At 61.0% G+C, this 18,125-nt stretch carries 17 protein-coding genes; 10 read left to right on the top strand and 7 right to left on the bottom strand.

Annotated features, from left to right (window positions below; translation table 11 throughout):
* Window positions 1-205: 205 nt before the first annotated feature.
* Both PspCFBP13528_RS09510 and PspCFBP13528_RS09505 read right to left on the bottom strand, forming a co-directional pair.
* A complete protein-coding gene (locus tag PspCFBP13528_RS09510) occupies window positions 206-1,699 on the bottom strand; it encodes a CoA-acylating methylmalonate-semialdehyde dehydrogenase (RefSeq protein ID WP_065951392.1) in 1,494 nt (497 codons plus the stop codon).
* Between the two features lie 39 nt (window positions 1,700-1,738).
* Window positions 1,739-3,088, bottom strand: coding sequence for an aspartate aminotransferase family protein (locus PspCFBP13528_RS09505; protein WP_137200056.1), 1,350 nt, complete (start codon window positions 3,086-3,088; stop codon window positions 1,739-1,741).
* 126 nt (window positions 3,089-3,214) lie between these two features.
* Between PspCFBP13528_RS09505 and PspCFBP13528_RS09500 the strand changes: the two genes are divergently transcribed.
* The 6 genes from PspCFBP13528_RS09500 to PspCFBP13528_RS09475 all read left to right on the top strand — a co-directional run bounded on the left by PspCFBP13528_RS09500 (window position 3,215) and on the right by PspCFBP13528_RS09475 (window position 9,298).
* A complete protein-coding gene (locus PspCFBP13528_RS09500) occupies window positions 3,215-4,135 on the top strand; it encodes a LysR family transcriptional regulator (RefSeq protein ID WP_137200055.1) in 921 nt (306 codons plus the stop codon).
* 86 nt (window positions 4,136-4,221) lie between these two features.
* Entirely contained in the window at window positions 4,222-5,616 is a 1,395-nt protein-coding gene (locus PspCFBP13528_RS09495; protein WP_137200054.1) for a nucleobase:cation symporter-2 family protein, read from the top strand.
* A gap of 87 nt (window positions 5,617-5,703) precedes the next feature.
* Window positions 5,704-6,363, top strand: a complete 660-nt coding sequence (locus PspCFBP13528_RS09490) for a TetR/AcrR family transcriptional regulator (RefSeq protein WP_065951396.1) — start codon at window positions 5,704-5,706, stop codon at window positions 6,361-6,363.
* A 12-nt stretch (window positions 6,364-6,375) separates the two neighbouring features.
* Complete coding sequence (locus tag PspCFBP13528_RS09485) at window positions 6,376-6,957, top strand: YigZ family protein (protein ID WP_065951397.1); 582 nt, start codon at window positions 6,376-6,378, stop codon at window positions 6,955-6,957.
* 57 nt (window positions 6,958-7,014) lie between these two features.
* Entirely contained in the window at window positions 7,015-7,701 is a 687-nt protein-coding gene (locus PspCFBP13528_RS09480) for an SDR family oxidoreductase (RefSeq protein WP_137200053.1), read from the top strand.
* 238 nt (window positions 7,702-7,939) lie between these two features.
* The gene (locus tag PspCFBP13528_RS09475) at window positions 7,940-9,298 is read left to right on the top strand and encodes an 8-oxoguanine deaminase (protein ID WP_137200052.1); all 1,359 of its coding nucleotides are present in this window, start codon (window positions 7,940-7,942) and stop codon (window positions 9,296-9,298) included.
* Window positions 9,299-9,433: 135 nt separating this feature from the next.
* Here PspCFBP13528_RS09475 and PspCFBP13528_RS09470 read toward each other — a convergent pair whose 3' ends face one another.
* Complete coding sequence (locus PspCFBP13528_RS09470) at window positions 9,434-10,525, bottom strand: calcium:proton antiporter (RefSeq protein ID WP_137200051.1); 1,092 nt, start codon at window positions 10,523-10,525, stop codon at window positions 9,434-9,436.
* 193 nt (window positions 10,526-10,718) lie between these two features.
* Here PspCFBP13528_RS09470 and PspCFBP13528_RS09465 point away from each other — a divergent pair, with 193 nt between their 5' ends.
* Complete coding sequence (locus PspCFBP13528_RS09465; RefSeq protein WP_043051475.1) at window positions 10,719-11,672, top strand: adenosine deaminase; 954 nt, start codon at window positions 10,719-10,721, stop codon at window positions 11,670-11,672.
* Window positions 11,673-11,809: 137 nt separating this feature from the next.
* Here the strand turns inward: PspCFBP13528_RS09465 and PspCFBP13528_RS09460 are convergent, their stop codons facing one another.
* From PspCFBP13528_RS09460 to PspCFBP13528_RS09450, 3 genes are all read right to left on the bottom strand, one after another.
* The gene (locus PspCFBP13528_RS09460; protein WP_137200050.1) at window positions 11,810-13,180 is read right to left on the bottom strand and encodes an MFS transporter; all 1,371 of its coding nucleotides are present in this window, start codon (window positions 13,178-13,180) and stop codon (window positions 11,810-11,812) included.
* Between the two features lie 83 nt (window positions 13,181-13,263).
* Window positions 13,264-13,965, bottom strand: a complete 702-nt coding sequence (locus PspCFBP13528_RS09455) for a helix-turn-helix transcriptional regulator (RefSeq protein ID WP_065951402.1) — start codon at window positions 13,963-13,965, stop codon at window positions 13,264-13,266.
* 137 nt (window positions 13,966-14,102) lie between these two features.
* A complete protein-coding gene (locus PspCFBP13528_RS09450) occupies window positions 14,103-15,029 on the bottom strand; it encodes a LysR family transcriptional regulator (protein ID WP_101221022.1) in 927 nt (308 codons plus the stop codon).
* 117 nt (window positions 15,030-15,146) lie between these two features.
* Here PspCFBP13528_RS09450 and PspCFBP13528_RS09445 point away from each other — a divergent pair, with 117 nt between their 5' ends.
* The 3 genes from PspCFBP13528_RS09445 (at window position 15,147) to PspCFBP13528_RS27580 (ending at window position 16,840) form a co-directional block, all read left to right on the top strand.
* On the top strand, window positions 15,147-15,440 hold the full coding sequence (locus tag PspCFBP13528_RS09445) for a putative quinol monooxygenase (RefSeq protein ID WP_065886502.1): 294 nt from the start codon (window positions 15,147-15,149) through the stop codon (window positions 15,438-15,440).
* Between the two features lie 67 nt (window positions 15,441-15,507).
* Window positions 15,508-16,521, top strand: coding sequence for a zinc-binding alcohol dehydrogenase family protein (locus PspCFBP13528_RS09440; protein WP_065951404.1), 1,014 nt, complete (start codon window positions 15,508-15,510; stop codon window positions 16,519-16,521).
* 145 nt (window positions 16,522-16,666) lie between these two features.
* Window positions 16,667-16,840 (top strand): hypothetical protein, encoded by a 174-nt coding sequence (locus tag PspCFBP13528_RS27580; RefSeq protein WP_164485079.1) that lies wholly within the window; start codon window positions 16,667-16,669, stop codon window positions 16,838-16,840.
* Window positions 16,841-16,847: 7 nt separating this feature from the next.
* Here PspCFBP13528_RS27580 and PspCFBP13528_RS09435 read toward each other — a convergent pair whose 3' ends face one another.
* Window positions 16,848-18,047 (bottom strand): multidrug effflux MFS transporter, encoded by a 1,200-nt coding sequence (locus PspCFBP13528_RS09435; RefSeq protein ID WP_065951405.1) that lies wholly within the window; start codon window positions 18,045-18,047, stop codon window positions 16,848-16,850.
* Between the last annotated feature and the right edge of the window lie 78 nt (window positions 18,048-18,125).

Genomic DNA, 18,125 nt, shown 5'->3' with positions numbered 1-18,125 from the left:
TGAACTGAAGCAACTTGCTGCCGAAAACTACTTAACTCATTGTTTACCAAGGAGTTTTCCGTTTCGACTGCGCCGGAAGTGGGGCGAATTATAGGCGCACAGAATCTGCCGTCAACCTTCTTTTTTACATTTCTGTCATATAAGTCAAAAAAGCCCGGAAACGCAAAGGCCGGCCCCAAGGGGCCGGCCTTTCACTTACCCCGCTTTACAAGCTGGGAAAAGCAAACTGCGAGGCTTCATGACTGGCTCGCTGCGGCCAACGCTGGGTGATCGCCTTGCGACGGGTATAGAAGCGCACCCCATCCGGCCCATAGGCGTGCAAGTCGCCAAACAGCGACCGCTTCCAGCCACCAAAGCTGTGATAAGCCACAGGCACCGGCAGAGGAACGTTGACCCCCACCATGCCCACTTCGATCTCATCACAGAACAGACGCGCCGCCTCACCGTCACGGGTGAAGATGCAGGTACCGTTGCCGTACTCATGGTCGTTGATCAACTGCATCGCAGCTTCCAGGCTAGCCACACGCACCACGCACAACACCGGCCCGAAGATCTCTTCTTTATAGATACGCATCTCGGGGGTCACGCGATCAAACAGGCTGCCACCGAGGAAGAACCCTTCTTCATGCCCGGCGACGCTCAAGCCACGACCGTCAACAACCAACTCGGCTCCCGCCGACACACCCTCTTCTATATAGCCGCTGACCTTATCCCGCGCCTGCCCCGTCACCAACGGCCCCATATCCAGACCGCAAGTCGTGCCCGCACCGATCTTCAACGCCTTTACCTGCGGCACCAGCTTGGCAATCAACGCATCCGCCACCTGGTCTCCCACACACACCGCCACCGAGATCGCCATGCAGCGTTCACCGCAGGAACCATACGCCGCGCCCATCAAGGCGCTGACTGCGTTATCCAGGTCAGCGTCCGGCATCAGCACCGCGTGGTTCTTCGCGCCACCCAGTGCCTGCACGCGCTTGCCGCGCTTGGTCGCTTCGCAATAGATGTACTCGGCAATCGGCGTCGATCCTACAAAGCTCAGCGCTTTTACCTCGGGCGCCTCGATCAATGCGTCCACCGCGCCCTTGTCACCCTGCACCACGCTCAGCACGCCTTTAGGCAGACCCGCTTCCTGCAACAATTGCGCGATCAGCAACGTCGAACTCGGGTCACGCTCCGACGGTTTGAGGATGAAACAGTTACCGCACACAATCGCCAGTGGATACATCCACAACGGCACCATTGCCGGGAAGTTGAAAGGCGTAATACCCGCCACTACGCCCAGCGGCTGGAAATCCGACCAGGCATCAATGTTCGGGCCCACGTTGCGGCTGTATTCGCCCTTGAGAATCTCCGGCGCCGAGCACGCGTACTCTACGTTCTCGATCCCGCGCTTCAACTCACCGGCGGCGTCCTCCAACGTTTTGCCGTGTTCTTCGCTGATCAGCTGCGAGATACGCGCTTCGTTCTGCTCCAGCAACTGCTTGAAACGAAACATCACCTGCGCACGCTTGGCCGCAGGCGTATTACGCCAGGCCGGGAACGCCGCCTTGGCCGAGTCGATCGCCTGTTGAATGGTTTCACGACTGGCCAATGGCACCTGGTGAATGACCTGGCCGGTGGACGGGTTGTACACATCGGCACTACGACCGCTGTCATTGACCAATTCACCGTTGATCAAATGCTGGATAAGGCTCATGCAGGGCTCCTGAAAAGTTGTTCTATATAGAAGGAGAAATCAGTCGATCTTGTTCAGCACGTCACCGACCGCGTCGAACAGGCGATCCAGGTCCTGCGGCTTGCTGTTGAAGGTTGGCCCGAACTGCAGGGTGTCACCGCCAAAGCGCACGTAGAAACCGGCTTTCCACAGCGCCATGCCGGCCTCGAACGGACGCACGATGGCATCACCGTCACGCGGGGCAATCTGGATGGCTCCGGCCAGGCCGTAATTACGAATATCAATAACGTTCTTGCTGCCCTTCAAGCCATGCAGCGCATTCTCAAAGTGCGGTGCGACGTCGGCTACGCTCTGCACGAGGTTTTCCTTCTGCAGCAGGTCCAGTGCCGCAAGGCCGGCCGCGCAGGCCACCGGGTGCGCCGAGTAGGTGTAACCGTGGGGGAATTCCACTGCGTACTCAGGCGTCGCCTGGTTCATGAAGGTGTGATAGATCTCGCTGCTGGCAATCACCGCACCCATTGGAATGGCGCCGTTGGTGACTTGCTTGGCGATGCACATCAAGTCCGGGGTCACGCCAAAGCTGTCGGCGCCGAACATCGAACCGGTGCGGCCGAAACCGGTGATCACTTCGTCGAATACCAACAGGATGTTGTGTTGATCGCAAATCTCGCGCAGGCGCTTGAGGTAGCCCTGCGGCGGTACCAACACGCCTGCGGAACCGGCCATCGGCTCGACAAACACCGCAGCGATGTTCGACGCGTCATGTAATTCGATCAGCTTGAGCAGCTCATCGGCCAACGCGATACCGCCCTGCTCCGGCATGCCACGGGAGAAGGCATTGCTCGCCAGCAACGTATGCGGCAGGTGGTCAACATCCATCATTGCCTGACCAAACAGCTTACGGTTACCGTTGACGCCACCGAGACTGGTGCCGGCAATGTTCACCCCGTGATACCCACGGGCGCGGCCGATCATCTTGGTCTTGGTGGCCTGGCCCTTCAGGCGCCAGTAGGCGCGCACCATCTTCACCGCGGTATCGGCGCACTCGGAGCCGGAGTCAGTGAAGAACACATGGTTGAGGTTGCCAGGGGTCAGATCTGTAATCTTTTCCGCCAGTTGAAAGGACAACGGATGACCGTATTGGAAGCCCGGAGAGTAGTCCAGGGTGCCCAACTGCCGGGCCACCGCTTCCTGGATTTCCTTGCGCGTATGCCCGGCGCCGCAGGTCCACAGGCCCGACAGCGAGTCATAGACCTTGCGCCCCTTGTCATCGGTCAACCAACTGCCTTCGGCGGCCACGATCAGACGCGGATCGCGCTGAAAGTTACGGTTGGCGGTATAAGGCATCCAGTGAGCATCCAGCTTGAGTTGGCTGGCCAGGGATGATGGGGCGTTTTCCGGCATGTTCATCAGCAAAACCTCGCAAGGCAAAAGGCAGCGTCGGGATTGAAAGAGCGTGGTTGCGGCTAAATTGCCACGGGGATAAAGTCGGTGAAATCCAACTTTTCTAACCTTCAGTCAGGACTTCACTAAACTATGAACAGCCGTCGCCCCGACCCCCTGGCCCAGGTCAGCGACTTTGATATCCGCCTGCTGCGCATCTTTCGCAGCGTGGTGGAGTGTGGTGGCTTTTCGGCTGCGGAAACCGTACTGGGGATTGGTCGCTCGGCCATCAGCCAGCAAATGAGCGACCTGGAACAACGCCTCGGGCTGAGGCTCTGTCAACGCGGCCGCGCGGGGTTCTCGCTGACGGAAGAAGGCCGCGAGGTTTATCAGTCGGCCTTGCAACTGTTGAGCGCCCTGGAAAGTTTTCGCACCGAAGTCAATGGCCTGCACCAGCACCTGCGCGGAGAGCTGATCATCGGCCTGACCGATAACCTCGTCACCCTGCCCCATATGCGCATCACCCACGCCCTGGCGCAATTGAAGGAACGTGGCCCGGATGTGCAAATTCAAATCCGCATGATCGCCCCCAGTGAAGTCGAGCAAGGTGTCCTCGACGGCCGTCTGCATGTCGGCGTGGTGCCCCAGGCCAGCGCGTTGTCCGGCCTGGAATACCAACCGCTGTACAGCGAGCGCTCGCTGCTTTATTGCGCGGTCGGTCATCCACTGTTTTATGTCGACGACAAGCAACTGGACGATGCGCGTCTCGACAGCCAGGACGCCATCGCCCCCACCTTCCGCTTGCCCGCCGAGATCCAGGCCCATTACCAGGCGCTCACGTGCACCGCCAGCGCCTCGGACCGAGAGGGGATGGCGTTCCTGATCCTCACCGGACGCTATATCGGCTATCTGCCCGACCATTACGCCAGCCTCTGGGTGCAACAAGGCCGGCTGCGCGCGCTGAAACCGGCGACACGGTTTTACGATTTGAGCCTGGCATCGGTCACGCGCAAGGGCCGTCGCCCCCATTTGGTGCTGGAAAGTTTTCTGGAAAGCCTGGCGGCAACGCGCTAACAGGGCCTCGCACAAAAAGTTGAGCAGGTGGACAGTTTTTTGCAAGGCACAAGGACCTTGAACCGTCCGCCGCGAGTTGACCCGCCATGCCACCAGAATCCTCCTGCCCCAACGACTTGCTCTACGGCCTCGATGATCGCCCCAAACCACTGCCCGCCCTGCTGGCCGCCCTGCAACATGTGCTGGCCGCGTTTGTCGGTATCATCACGCCGCCCTTGATCATCGGTTCCACCCTGGGACTCACCGCGCACCTGCCCTACCTGATCAGCATGGCGCTGATGGTCTCCGGCGTCGGCACGTTCATCCAGGCGCGCAGGCCGTTCGGTATCGGCGCCGGGATGATTTGCCTGCAAGGCACCAGCTTTGCGTTCCTGGGCGCGGTGCTGTCCGCCGGTTTCCTGGTCAAGCAACGCGGCGGCAGCCCTGAGGACATCCTGGCGATGATTTTCGGCGTGTGCTTTTTCGGCGCCCTGGTGCAAATCGTGCTGAGCCGTTTTATCGGCCAACTGCGCCGGGTCATCACGCCCCTGGTGACCGGGATCGTGATTACGCTGATCGGCATCAGCCTGATAAAAGTCGGCATCACCGATCTCGGCGGCGGGTTCAACGCCGCCGACTTCGGCGCCCCCATCAACCTGGCCCTGGGCCTGTTCGTGGTGCTGACGATCATCCTGCTCAACCGCTCGAACACACCCTGGGTACGCCTCTCGGCCATCATCATCGGCCTGGCCCTCGGCAGCCTTGCCGCCTGGTCCAGTGGCAAGCTGGTGCCCCAAGCATTGCCCGACGTGCCTCTGATCAGCCTGCCAATGCCGTTTCGCTTTGGTTTCAACTTCGACTGGAGCGCCTTCCTGCCAATCGCGCTGATTTATCTGATCAGCAGCATCGAAACCGTCGGAGACCTCACTGCCAATTGCATGATCGCCCGCCAACCCATCAGCGGTGCGTCTTATATAAGCCGACTCAAAGGCGGCGTGCTGGGCGATGGCGTCAGTTGCATGATTGCCGCCACGTTCAGCGCCTTCCCCAATACCACCTTCGCGCAAAACAATGGTGTGATCCAACTCACCGGTGTGGCCAGCCGCTATGTCGGCTTGTACATCGGCGTGGTGTTGGTATGCCTTGGGTTGTTTCCCATGATCGGCGCGGTGTTGCAGCAAATCCCCAAACCGGTGCTGGGCGGTGCGACCCTGGTCATGTTCGGCAGCGTCGCCGCAGCCGGGGTGCGCATCCTGGCCCAGGCGCCGCTGGACCGACGCAGCATGCTGATCATCGCCACCTCCTTCGGTGTCGGCCTGGGCATCGCCGCCCAGCCCAACCTGCTGCACTTGATGCCAACCCTGGTGCAGAACCTGTTTGACTCCGCTATCACCAGCGGCGGCCTCACCGCCATTGTGCTGTGCCTGCTGTTACCCGAGGCCAAAACCGCCCACGCCGTAGCAAACCACACGCCCGAAAGCGACTCCCTGGAATCGCTTTGACGGTTTTATTGCATCAACACTTGTCTGAGGCTTGAGGGTGGGGTATCTGTGCACACGTCGCCTCCATCGATCAGCACGGAAACCTCCATGAGCCTCGAAGTTCCTGCCCACAGCAACCACGCCGGTAAACCCGCCAGCCGCATTCGGCAAAAGAACGAACAAGCGATTCTCCAGGCTGCTGAGGATGAATTCGCGCGCCATGGCTACAAAGGCACCAGCATGAACACCATCGCGGCCAGTGCCGGGCTGCCCAAAGCCAACTTGCACTATTACTTCACCAACAAACTGGGCCTGTACATTGCGGTGCTCAGCAATATCCTGGAATTGTGGGACAGCACGTTCAACGCGCTGACCGCCGAAGACGACCCGGCCGTGGCCCTCTCCCGGTACATCCGCACCAAGATGGAATTCTCGCGACGCCAGCCACAGGCCTCGCGGATCTTCGCCATGGAGATCATCAGCGGCGGCGAATGCCTCACCGAATATTTCAGCCAGGACTACCGTGCCTGGTTCAGCGGTCGTGCAGCCGTGTTCCAGGCCTGGATCGATGCCGGCAAGATGGACCCCATCGACCCGGTGCACCTGATCTTCCTGCTATGGGGCAGCACCCAGCACTATGCCGACTTCGCCACGCAGATCTGCCGCGTCACCGGTCGCACCAAGCTGACCAAGCAGGATATGGAGGACGCCGGCACCAATCTGATCCATATCATTCTCAAAGGCTGCGGCATCAAGCCGGCCTCCTGAACGAAGCGACTTATGCCATTCACGCTGACAGGCTTTTGCGAATTTCGTGAAGAAATACGCAAAAGCCGCTTTATCACCCTGGCGGCGCCGATTACCAGCGCGCACGACGCCCAGGTATTTATCGAGCAGCACAGCGACCTTAACGCGACGCACAACTGCTGGGCCTGGAAACTGGCCGACCAATACCGCAGCAACGACGACGGCGAACCCGGCGGCACCGCCGGACGGCCGATCCTGGCGGCCATCGAGGCGCAGGGATTTGATCAAGTCGTCGTGCTGGTGATTCGCTGGTACGGCGGGATTCAACTGGGCACCGGTGGTCTCGCCCGTGCCTACGGCGGCGGCGCGAATAAATGCCTGCAGAATGCCGAGCGCATCGAGCTGATCAGTCGTGTACCGCTGAGGTGCGCCTGCGGCTTCTCCGAATTGAACCTGCTGAAGCTGCGCGTTGCCGAACTGGACGGGCTGGTCGTGGAAGAAACCTTCACCGCCAACGGCGTGGAGTTGCAACTGGCCCTGGGCGAAGCCCACATCGACACCTTGCAAACCCAGCTCGCCGACCTGAGCCGGGGGCGTATCCTGCTGCAACGCTGAAACTGCTACTGTTGCTCACTGCAATTCCCTGAACCGCGACTCCAAAGGAAGCTTTTCATGTCTACGTCAAAAACCGCACTGATCATCGGCGCCTCGCGCGGGCTGGGCCTCGGCCTGGTCAAGCAACTGCTCCAGGACGGCTGGGACGTGACCGCCACCGTGCGTGACCCGAACAAGGCCGACGCCCTGAAAGCCGTGGGCCCGGTGCAGATCGAAAAACTCGACATGGACGATCAGCAAGCCGTGATCGCCCTGGCGCAACGCCTCAAAGACCGTACCTTCGACTTGCTGTTCGTCAATGCCGGCGTCAAGGGCCCCGCGAACCAGGAGCCTGGCCACGCGACTCTGGCGGAAGTCGGCCAACTGTTTTTCACCAACGCCGTGGCCCCGATCAACCTGGCCCAGCGTTTTGTCGGGCAGATTCGCAAGGACACCGGGGTGCTGGCTTTCATGAGTTCGGTGCTGGGCAGCGTCACCATTCCCGACGGCTCGGACCTGGCGCTGTACAAGGCCAGCAAAGCGGCACTCAACTCCATGACCAACAGCTTTATCACCCAACTGGGCGAGCACAAGCCGACGGTGTTATCGCTGCACCCGGGCTGGGTGAAAACCGACATGGGTGGCGAAAATGCGCACATCGACGTCGAGACCAGCGTGCGTGGCCTGGTGGAACAGGTAAATGCCTACACCGGCAAGGGCGGCCATCATTTTGTGGACTACAAGGGCGACACCATCGCCTGGTAGATACACCGATTACCCTGTGGGAGGGGGCTTGCCCCCGATGGCGGTATTTCAGTCATATATAAATTGGCTGACCCACCGCTATCGGGGGCAACCCCCCTCCCACACTGACCGCGTCCGCTTGCCTGCACGTGGACCGACACGTAATCTAGCCACCTCGCCCTCCCCGGCGACCCTGGATCAGCAGACAGGGCAACACTGAGCTGGCAAACCTGAACCCATCATTCAGAGGAGCCGGCCAATGCCTGCGACCCGTATCTGGTTAAAAAACCCCCTCGCGATCTTCACCGCCAATGGTCTCGATGCCCGTGGCGGCCTGGTGCTGCAAGACGGCGTCATCACCGAAGTGCTGGCCCAAGGGCAAGCACCTGCACAGCCTTGTGCGCAAATGTTCGATGCCCGCGAGCATGTCGTCCTGCCCGGGCTGATCAACACGCACCACCATTTCTACCAGACCCTGACCCGCGCCTGGGCGCCGGTGGTCAACCAGCCGCTGTTTCCCTGGTTGAAAACCCTGTATCCGGTCTGGGCCCGACTGACCCCGGAAAAGCTCGCCCTGGCGTCGAAAGTGGCCCTCGCGGAATTGCTGCTCTCGGGCTGCACCACGGCGGCGGACCACCACTACCTGTTCCCCGACGGCCTGGAAAACGCGATTGATGTGCAGGTCGAGAGCGTGCGCGAGCTGCGTATGCGCGCCATGCTCACCCGCGGTTCCATGAGCCTGGGCGAAGCCGATGGCGGCCTGCCGCCGCAGCAAACCGTGCAACAGGGCCAGGTCATTCTCGACGACAGCCAACGCCTGATCCGTGAATACCACGAGCGCGGCGACGGCGCGCAGATCCAGATTGCCCTGGCGCCCTGTTCGCCGTTTTCCGTCACCCCCGAAATCATGCGCGCGAGTGCCGAACTGGCCACCTCGCTCGACGTGCGCTTGCACACGCATCTGGCGGAAACCCTCGACGAGGAAGACTTCTGCCTGCAGCGTTTCGGCCTGCGCACTGTGGATTATCTCGACAGCGTCGGCTGGCTCGGCCCGCGCACCTGGCTGGCCCACGGCATTCACTTCAACCCGGATGAAATCGCACGCCTGGGCGCTGCCGGCACCGGCATCTGCCATTGCCCGAGTTCGAATATGCGCCTGGCCTCCGGTATCTGCCCCACCCTCGACCTGCTCGCCGCCGGTGCCCCCATCGGCCTGGGTGTGGACGGTTCCGCTTCCAACGACGCCTCGAACATGATCCTGGAGGCGCGCCAGGCCCTGTACATCCAGCGCTTGCGTTACGGCGCGGAAAAAATCACCCCTGAAGGTGTGTTGGGCTGGGCGACCAAAGGCTCGGCGCAGTTGTTGGGCCGTACGGATATTGGAGAGTTGGCTGTAGGCAAACAGGCTGATCTGGCGCTGTTCAAACTCGATGAACTGCGCTTCTCCGGAAGCCACGATCCGATTTCAGCGCTGCTGCTGTGCGGTGCCGATAGAGCGGATCGGGTGATGATTGCGGGTCAATGGCGGGTCATCGATGGACACGTGGAGGGCCTCGACCTGAAAGGCCTGATCGCCGATCACACCCAGGCAGCCCGCCAACTGATCGCCGGAACCTAAGCCGAACACAGTCCAAAATGTGGGAGGGGGCTTGCCCCCGATGGCGGTGTTTCAGTCCTCTGTAAGCTGGCTGACCCACCGCTATCGGGGGCAAGCCCCCTCCCACACTTGGTTTATAGTGCTTTTGAAATCGGCTTACAGTCCCAGCAGCGACAGCATGATAAAGGTCGCAAACAGCACGAAATGCGTCATGCCCTCGATGGCATTGGTTTCACCATCATTGAGGTTGATCGCACTGACAATCAGCGTAATAAACACCATCACCGTCTGCACCGGCGTCATCGCCATCTGGAATGGCTGACCGGTGTAAAGCGCCATGGCTTCCATCACCGGCACCGTCAGAATCACCGTCGACAGCGACGCACCCAGCGCGATGTTCACCACCGACTGCATGCGATTGGCCAAGGCGGCGCGCAGTGCCGTAAGAATTTCCGGCGCGGCGGAAATCGCCGCCACGACGATCGCGGTGATGACCGGCGGGGCTCCCGTGCCCTCCAGGCCCAGGTCGAGGGTTTTGGACATCACCTCAGCCAACGCACCAATCACTATCACACCAAACACCAGAGTGCCGATCGAGAACGCGAGGTTCACGGGCTGCGCGTGCTCTTGCTCGGTTGATTTCTTGCGGCGTTTTTCCGGGTAGCTGTAGCTGAAGAAATAACTGTGTGGACCTACCTGCATTCTCAGGAACAAGGTGTAGAGCACCACCATCGCACCGATGGTGAAGGCCGAGTAAATTTTCCAGTCGGCCTCGGGGATAAACTCCGGCACCACCATCGACACGCCCATCGCGGTGAGAATCATCACGCTGTAGGTGCGCGCTGAGTCATCGTTGTAGGACTGCTCGCCGTGCTTGATGCCGCCCATCAGCGCGGCCAGGCCGAGAATGCCGTTGATATCGAGCATTACCGCTGAATAGATGGTGTCGCGCACCAGCGTGGGTGAAGGCTCGTTGCTCATCATGATCGCCAGGATCACCACTTCCACCAGCACAGCCGCCAGGGTCAGGATCATGGTGCCGTAGGGATCACCGACCTTTTCCGCCAGTTGTTCGGCATGGTGGGCCACGCGCATCGATGCCATCACAATAAACGCAATCAAGACGAGGCCGGCGAGCAACGCCACTATCTGCCCGCTGTGGAGCATCCAGTGTTCCAGCGGGTAGGCGGCAATGGCGGCAATCAGCGCCAGCAGCATGAATTTTTCTTGCTTGAGGGAAGTGAGCATAGGGGGCCTTTAAGTACGGCAAATCAGTCATCGTTGGGGTACAGACTGCGCCACGCCGCTAACGTTTCGTTACACCTTAGTTCACGCCGCCCTTGTGCAAATAAATCAAATACTCTCCTGCTGGTCAGGTTTTGCCGATTATTTCAGCCATGGCCTGTAGAATACCGCCATTGCACCTGATGAGATTTTAGCTATGTACGATTGGCTCAACGCCCTGCCCAAGGCTGAACTGCACCTGCACCTGGAGGGCTCGCTGGAGCCTGAGCTGCTGTTCGCCCTGGCCGAACGCAACAAGATTGCGTTGCCGTGGAACGACGTCGAAACCCTGCGCAAGGCCTACGCCTTCAACAATCTGCAAGAGTTTCTCGACCTGTATTACAAGGGCGCCGATGTGCTGCGTACCTCCCAGGATTTCTACGACCTGACCTGGGCCTACCTGCTGCGCTGCAAAGCCCAGAACGTGATTCACACCGAACCCTTCTTCGACCCGCAAACCCACACCGACCGGGGTGTGCCCTTCGAAGTGGTGCTCAACGGTATCGCTGCCGCGCTCAAGGACGGCGAGCAGCAACTGGGGATTACCAGCGGCTTGATCCTCAGCTTCCTGCGTCACCTGAGCGAAGCCGAAGCCGAGAAAACCCTCGACCAGGCGCTGCCGTTCCGTGACGCGTTCGTCGCCGTGGGCCTGGACAGTTCCGAGATGGGTCACCCGCCGAGCAAGTTCCAGCGCGTGTTCGACCGTGCCCGTCACGAAGGCTTCCTGACCGTCGCCCACGCCGGCGAGGAAGGCCCGCCCGAGTACATCTGGGAAGCGATCGACCTGCTGAAAATCCAGCGCATCGACCATGGCGTGCGCGCCATCGAAGACGAGCGCCTGATGCAACGCATCATCGACGAGCAGATCCCGCTGACCGTGTGCCCACTGTCCAACACCAAGCTGTGCGTCTTCGACGACATGGCCCAGCACAACATCCTCGACATGCTCGAGCGTGGCGTGAAGGTCACGGTGAACTCGGACGACCCGGCCTACTTCGGCGGTTATGTCACCGAGAACTTCCACGCGCTGTACACCTCCCTGGGCATGACCCAGGACCAGGCCAAACGCCTGGCGCAAAACAGCCTGGATGCGCGACTGGTAAAGCCTTGACCGCTAATTACTGAATGAATGTAGGCTAAATGTGGGAGGGGGCTTGCCCCCGATTGCAGTCTGTCAGACAGGCATGTATTGACTGATACACCGCTATCGGGGGCAAGCCCCCTCCCACAGGGGCTTGATATTGTCTGTCAGACTTCGGACAACTCCTCCAACGTCTTGCCCTTGGTCTCCATCCCAAACACCCACACCACCAGCGCCGCCACCGCAAAACACAACGCGCCCAAGGCAAACACCCCGCCCTGCCCGGTTATCGGAAACACCAGCCCGGTGACCAGTGGCCCCAGCAACGACCCCACGCGACCAATCGCCGACGCAAACCCGGACCCCGTTGCGCGTGCCGAGGTGGGATACAGCTCCGGCGTATAGGTGTACAACACCGCCCACATGCCAAACAGAAAGAACTGCATCAATAAGCCGGACGTAATCAGCAGCCCGACGTTGCCGCCGAACACCGCGCTCTGCCCATATAAAAACGCCATCACCCCGCCGCCCAGCAACGTCACCACGCACACCGGCTTACGTCCCCAGCGCTCGACCAGCCACGCCGCCATCAGGAAACCGGGTATCCCGCCCAGGGAAATGATCACCGTGTAATACACCGATTGCGTCACGGCAAAGCCTGACTGCTGCAGCAACGCACTCAACCACGAAGTCAGTCCGTAGAACCCGAGCAGGGCAAAGAACCACACGCTCCAGATCATCAAGGTGCGTTGACGGTACTGGGCCGACCACAACTGCTGGAAGGCCGAGAAAAACGTGCCTGGCGTACTCGCCACCCGCGACAAGGCGACAGGCTGCGGCAAGTCGGCGACCCCGAGGGAGTCGCGCACCTTTTGCTCGATGCCCAGCAGCACCTTGTCCGCCGCCTCGTGGCGCCCGGCCTGTTCCAGCCAGCGCGGCGACTCCGGAATGAAAAAACGGATCGCCAGCACACATACCGCCGGCACCGCCAGCACCAGGAAGATGTCGCGCCACCCCACCACCGGCAGCATGAAGTAAGACAGCACCCCGGCAGCGACAAACCCCAGCGGCCAAAAACCATCCATCAACGCGATATACCGCCCGCGTCGCTTTGCCGGAATCAGCTCCGACAACATCGACTGTGCGATCGGAAACTCCATGCCCATGCCAATGCCCAGCAGGATGCGAAACAGCGTCAGGGTCTCGACCGTCTGCGCCGTGGAGCACAAGTAACTGGCAACGCCCCACAACACAATGCTCCACTGAAACACCGGCTTGCGCCCGAAGCGATCGGCGAGCATTCCGGAGAGCGAAGCGCCGACCACCATGCCGAAAAAACTCGAACTGGCCAGCAACCCGGCCTGGGCCGTACTCAGGCCGAACTCGGCTTTGATCGAGCCCAATAGAAACGTCATCATCGCCAGGTCCATGGAGTCGAAGAAAAACGCCAGGGCAATGATGATGAAGATGATTCGGTGGTAACCACTGATGGGCAACCGTTCCAGCCGCTCTGCTGCGCTATAGCCCTGAGTTCCCATGCCCCCCCCCAAAGTGTGAAAAACCCTGGCCGAGTGTGCGGCATCGTCTGCCCTGGCGATTGCTGGATGCGACCTGACCGAAACTAAGAGCGACGCTCGTGCACTGCGGCCAACCGGTTGATTTGCACAAGCCCGGCGTCGCTGACAGACAAGGCCCGGGACTCGCCGATGGCACTCACCCAGTTCGACTGCAAAAACAGCCGCAACAGCCCCGCGCCGAGCGCACCGCCGACATGCGGTTGCTGGTGGCTCCAGTCGAAACAGTCACAGACCAACGGCGACGAGAATGCCTGGATGAAAATACCCAGCTGCGCCAAATGCCGGGTGCCCTTGACCGTCACTTCTGTACGTTGTTCGTAGCGCTGGATCCACCCTGCCTGCGCCATCCGTTGGTACAGCCCGGCCGCCAGTTCACCGCCGAGGTGGTCGTGGCACACGCGGGCGCGACGCAACAGCAGCGGGGCCGGCAACGCGGGATGCTGAACATCCGGCGCAGTGCGCGCCGCACTCGCCATGGTTGTCGTTGCCAGCGCATCGATGGCGGCACTGACATCGGCTGCCGCCACGCGAAACAGCCGTTTACCCCGTCGCGCCTCGATCCGCAGCAGGCCGCTGCCGGTCAACCGCGCCAAATGGGCATTGGCCGACGCCGGCGACAGCCCGGCGAACGTCGCCAACTCCTCTGAAGATTTCGCCGAACCGTCCATCAATGCCCACAGCATTGCGGTGCGCTTGGGCTCGGCAAGCAAGCTGGCGATACGACTGATACATGGTGCCTGTTCCATCTTTCGACTCCCCGTTGAACCGTTTTTCTGCTGCGGTTGGCGCCAAAGTATAGGGGCCAAAACAGCCGGTTCCATGACGTCTTACAGCCTGGATACGGACAGCACTTGAGCGAAATGTCCTGCTTTGCTGGAGGCCATTACTTCACAGCGAATCGCTCCGACAACTGCTCCGTCAATGTCGCACAACGGGACACGAGCATTTCGCGCAGCAAGTTGACGGGCTTGCTCAACTGCGCACGGTGCGCGCACAGCAGGTTAAGCGGTGTACGCTCACCGCGCAGCTCCGGCAGGATCAAGCGCAGACGTCCGGCCACGACGTCGGTACTCACATCCAGCCAGGATTTGTAGGCAATGCCGACGCCCGCCACCGCCCAGCGGCGTACCACGTCGGCGTCGTCACTGACGCGATCGCCCGAAACCGTCAGGCTGACCTCGCGCTTGCCGTCATAGAAACGCCAATGGTCGTGTACACGGTCAGCGAGCATATAGAGCAGGCAATTGTGCTGGGCCAGTTGCTCCAGATGCCGCGGTTCGCCGTACCGGGCCAGATAACTGGGCGCCGCGCACAGCACCCGGACGTTTTCCGGGGCGATGGGCAGCGCAACCAGGCTGGAGTCCTCGGGTTCGCCATAACGCAAGGCGATGTCCACCGGCTGACGGTACAGGTCGGCAATGCGATCCCCCAGCAACAGGCGCACGCTCAGTTGCGGGTATTCACGCTGGAAATCATCCAGCCAGGGCAACAACTGATTGCGACCGAAATCCGAAGGCGCCGACAGTTGCAGCATGCCGCTGACATGGTCCTGCCCACTGGCCAGCAGGCGCCGCCCTTCATCCAATGAACTCAACGCGGCGCGGGCGTAGGTGAGAAAACCCTCACCTTCAGCGGTCAAGCGCAGACTGCGGGTGGAGCGTGCCAGCAGACGCGCGCCCAGCTGTTGTTCTATGCGCTTCAACGCAGCACTGGCCACCGCCGGGGACAGGTCCATCACCCGCGCGGCCGCCGACAGACTGCCCAGGTCCGCTGCCCGGACAAACAACTGCAAATCATCAAAGCGCAGCATCCATTTCTACCAATTATCAATTTTCTATTGAAACAGACCTTTGTTTTAGCCGCTTTTATCTGCGCTGGAAATAGCCAATCATCTGGCCATCCCGTTCCCTATCGACCCGGAGTTGATATGTCCACCGCCTTTAACGTCATCGCCACGCTGATCGCCAAGCCCGGCCAACAGGCCACCCTGGAAACCCTGCTGCGCGGTCTGCTCGAACCGACGCGCCTGGAAGCCGGTTGTGAACAGTACGACCTGCATCAGGATCTGCAACATCCCGAGACTTTCTACATGCTCGAGCGCTGGAGCGACGACGCGGCCCTGGCCGACCACGACCAGAGTGCGCATATCCAGGCGTTCCGGACCAAGGCCGCCGACGTGATCGAACACTTCGAACTCAAGCGCCTGAAGTTTCTCGCCTGACCACGCCCCTTTTTTGTAGGCGCGAGCTTGCTCGCGCCTACATTGACCGCATTTACTTGGAGAAATCATGAAAGCCATCGCCTATTACACCTCCCTGCCCATCAGCGACGTGAACGCCCTGCAAGACATCGAACTGCCCGAACCCGTCGCCGGGCCGCGTGACCTGCTGGTGGAAGTCAAAGCCATCTCGGTCAACCCGGTGGACACCAAGGTGCGCCAGAACGTCGCCCCGGAAAACGGCGCCGCCAAGGTGCTCGGCTGGGACGTGGCCGGCGTGGTCAAGGCGGTCGGTAGCGAAGTGACGCTGTTCAAGGCCGGTGACAAGGTGTTCTACGCCGGCTCCCTGGTTCGCCCGGGCGGCAACAGCCAATTGCACACCGTGGATGAACGCATCGTCGGCCATATGCCCAAGAGCCTGGGCTTTGCCGAAGCCGCGGCGCTGCCGTTGACCGCCATCACCGCCTGGGAGCTGCTGTTCGAACGTTTGCAAATACCCGAGGGCAAACAGGACCAGGGCCAGAGCCTGTTGATCGTCGGCGCAGCGGGTGGCGTGGGTTCGATCCTGACCCAACTGGCCAGCCAGCTCACCGCGCTGAAAGTCATCGGCACCGCTTCGCGCCCGCAGACCCAGGAATGGGCCAAGGCTCTGGGCGCCGACCTGGTGATCGACCATAGCCAGCCGCTGAGCGAGGCGCTCAAACACGCCGGTCACCCGCAAGTGACCCACGTCGCCAGCCTGACCCAGACCGACCTTCACCTGGACCAGTTGGTAGAAGCCCTGCAGCCCCAGGGCAAGCTGGCGTTGATCGACGACCCCAAGGCGCTGGACGTGAGCTCGCTCAAGCGCAAGAGCCTGTCGCTGCACTGGGAGTTCATGTACACCCGCTCGATGTTCGAGACCCCGGACATGATCGAGCAGCACAACTTGCTCAACCGCGTGGCCGCGCTGATCGACGCCGGCACCCTGAAAACCACACTCGGCGAGCACTTCGGCGTGATCAATGCGGCGAACCTGCGCCGTGCCCACGCGCTGCTGGAAAGCGGCAAGGCCAAGGGCAAGATCGTGTTAGAGGGGTTCTAGAAAACGGCTGTCAGTGTCGTCTGTTACTTATGTAGGTAATGGACGACACCATTAGTCCGAGAGTTGACCTTTGTCATCTCTGGGAGCGCATACGGGTTTATATTGGCCGCCTTTGCCACGATTCTTTTACGTGAGGAAGTCAGCAATGAAGATCCTGATAAAAGCGTTAGCAAAAAAATCCCAATGGGAGGTCCGCCTGGACCAGCGGTCGATTATTTTTCACACCGAAGCCGAGGCCCGTGCCTTTGTCGACACCTTGCAAGCCCGCATCCAGGCCCCCCACCGTTTTCCACTCAGCCAGCAACGCGCCGCCGGCTGATCGCCCTTCAGACCTGCGCCTGCGCCTGCGCGGCCCTTGCCCGTTGCAGGCGCAAGGTCGCCATCGCAATCGTCACCGCCAGCACCCCGCACAGGCTGATGACCATGGCCATCGGCATCGCCGTGCCGTCGTGCAACACCCCGACCAACGATGCCGCCCCCGCCGCCACACCGAATTGAATGCAACCGAGCAACGCCGAGGCGCTGCCGGCGCGCGCGCCTTGCCCATTCATGGCGCACGCCGAAGTGTTGGGCAGAATGCAACCCAGGCTGGCGATACAGATAAACAGCGGCACCAGCAACGGCCAGAGGGCTTCGGTGCGCAGTGCTGCAATCCCCAGCAGCGTCAGCGCCGCCGCCACGTAGACCCACACCGTACGCGAGAGCAAAAACGCCGGGCCGCGTTTGGCGAGTAACCGCGCATTCAACTGCGCCACCAGGATAAAACCGGCCGCGTTGGAGCCGAACAGCCAGCCATAATGCTCGGCGGGCACGCCATACAGTTTGATGAACACGAACGGTGAACCGGCGATATAGGCAAACATCCCGGCAATCGAGATGCCACCGGTCAGGGCGTAGCCCAGGTAAACCCGGTCCGACAACAGCGCGCCGTAACGGCGCAACGAGCCGGACAACGGCTGACGCGGCTGATGCGCCGGAAAGGTTTCCGGCAAGCCCACCGCCACCGCAATGGCTGCCATCACGCTGAACAGCGACAGCGCCAGGAAAATCGACTGCCAGCCCCACAGCCCCACCATCAGCCCACCCGCCAGCGGCGCGAGGATCGGCGCCAGGCCGGTGACCAGCATCAGTTGCGAATACACCTTGGCCGAGCCCACGGCGTCGCACTTGTCACTCACCACCGCCCGCGAGATCACCATGCCCGCGCAACCGCCGAGAGCCTGCACGAAGCGCGCACCGATCAGCCATTCCAGGGACGGCGCATAGGCACAGGCGAAGGACGCGAGGGTAAACAGTGTGACACCGCTGAGCAGCGGCACGCGCCGGCCAAAGCGGTCGGCCAGCGGGCCGTAGATCAATTGGCCGATGGCTAACCCACCGAAATACACCGCCAGGGTCAGCTGGACGTGTTTTTCGTCGGTCGCAAAAGCGCTCGCGATGGCCGGGAAGCCCGGCAGGTAAAAGTCGATCGCCAACGGCGCGAAGGCGCTCAAGGCGCCGAGGATCAGAATTATGCGAAGGTTCATCAGGCACCCAAGTGAGTCGGCAGCCTGACAGTCTAGCCGCGCTTGGGTACCTTGAACATTAAGATAGCTCGCTAACTA

Source organism: Pseudomonas sp. CFBP13528 (assembly GCF_005233615.1).
Classification (GTDB): domain Bacteria; phylum Pseudomonadota; class Gammaproteobacteria; order Pseudomonadales; family Pseudomonadaceae; genus Aquipseudomonas; species Aquipseudomonas fluorescens_AM.
This window is presented reverse-complemented; position numbering and strand designations above follow the sequence as displayed.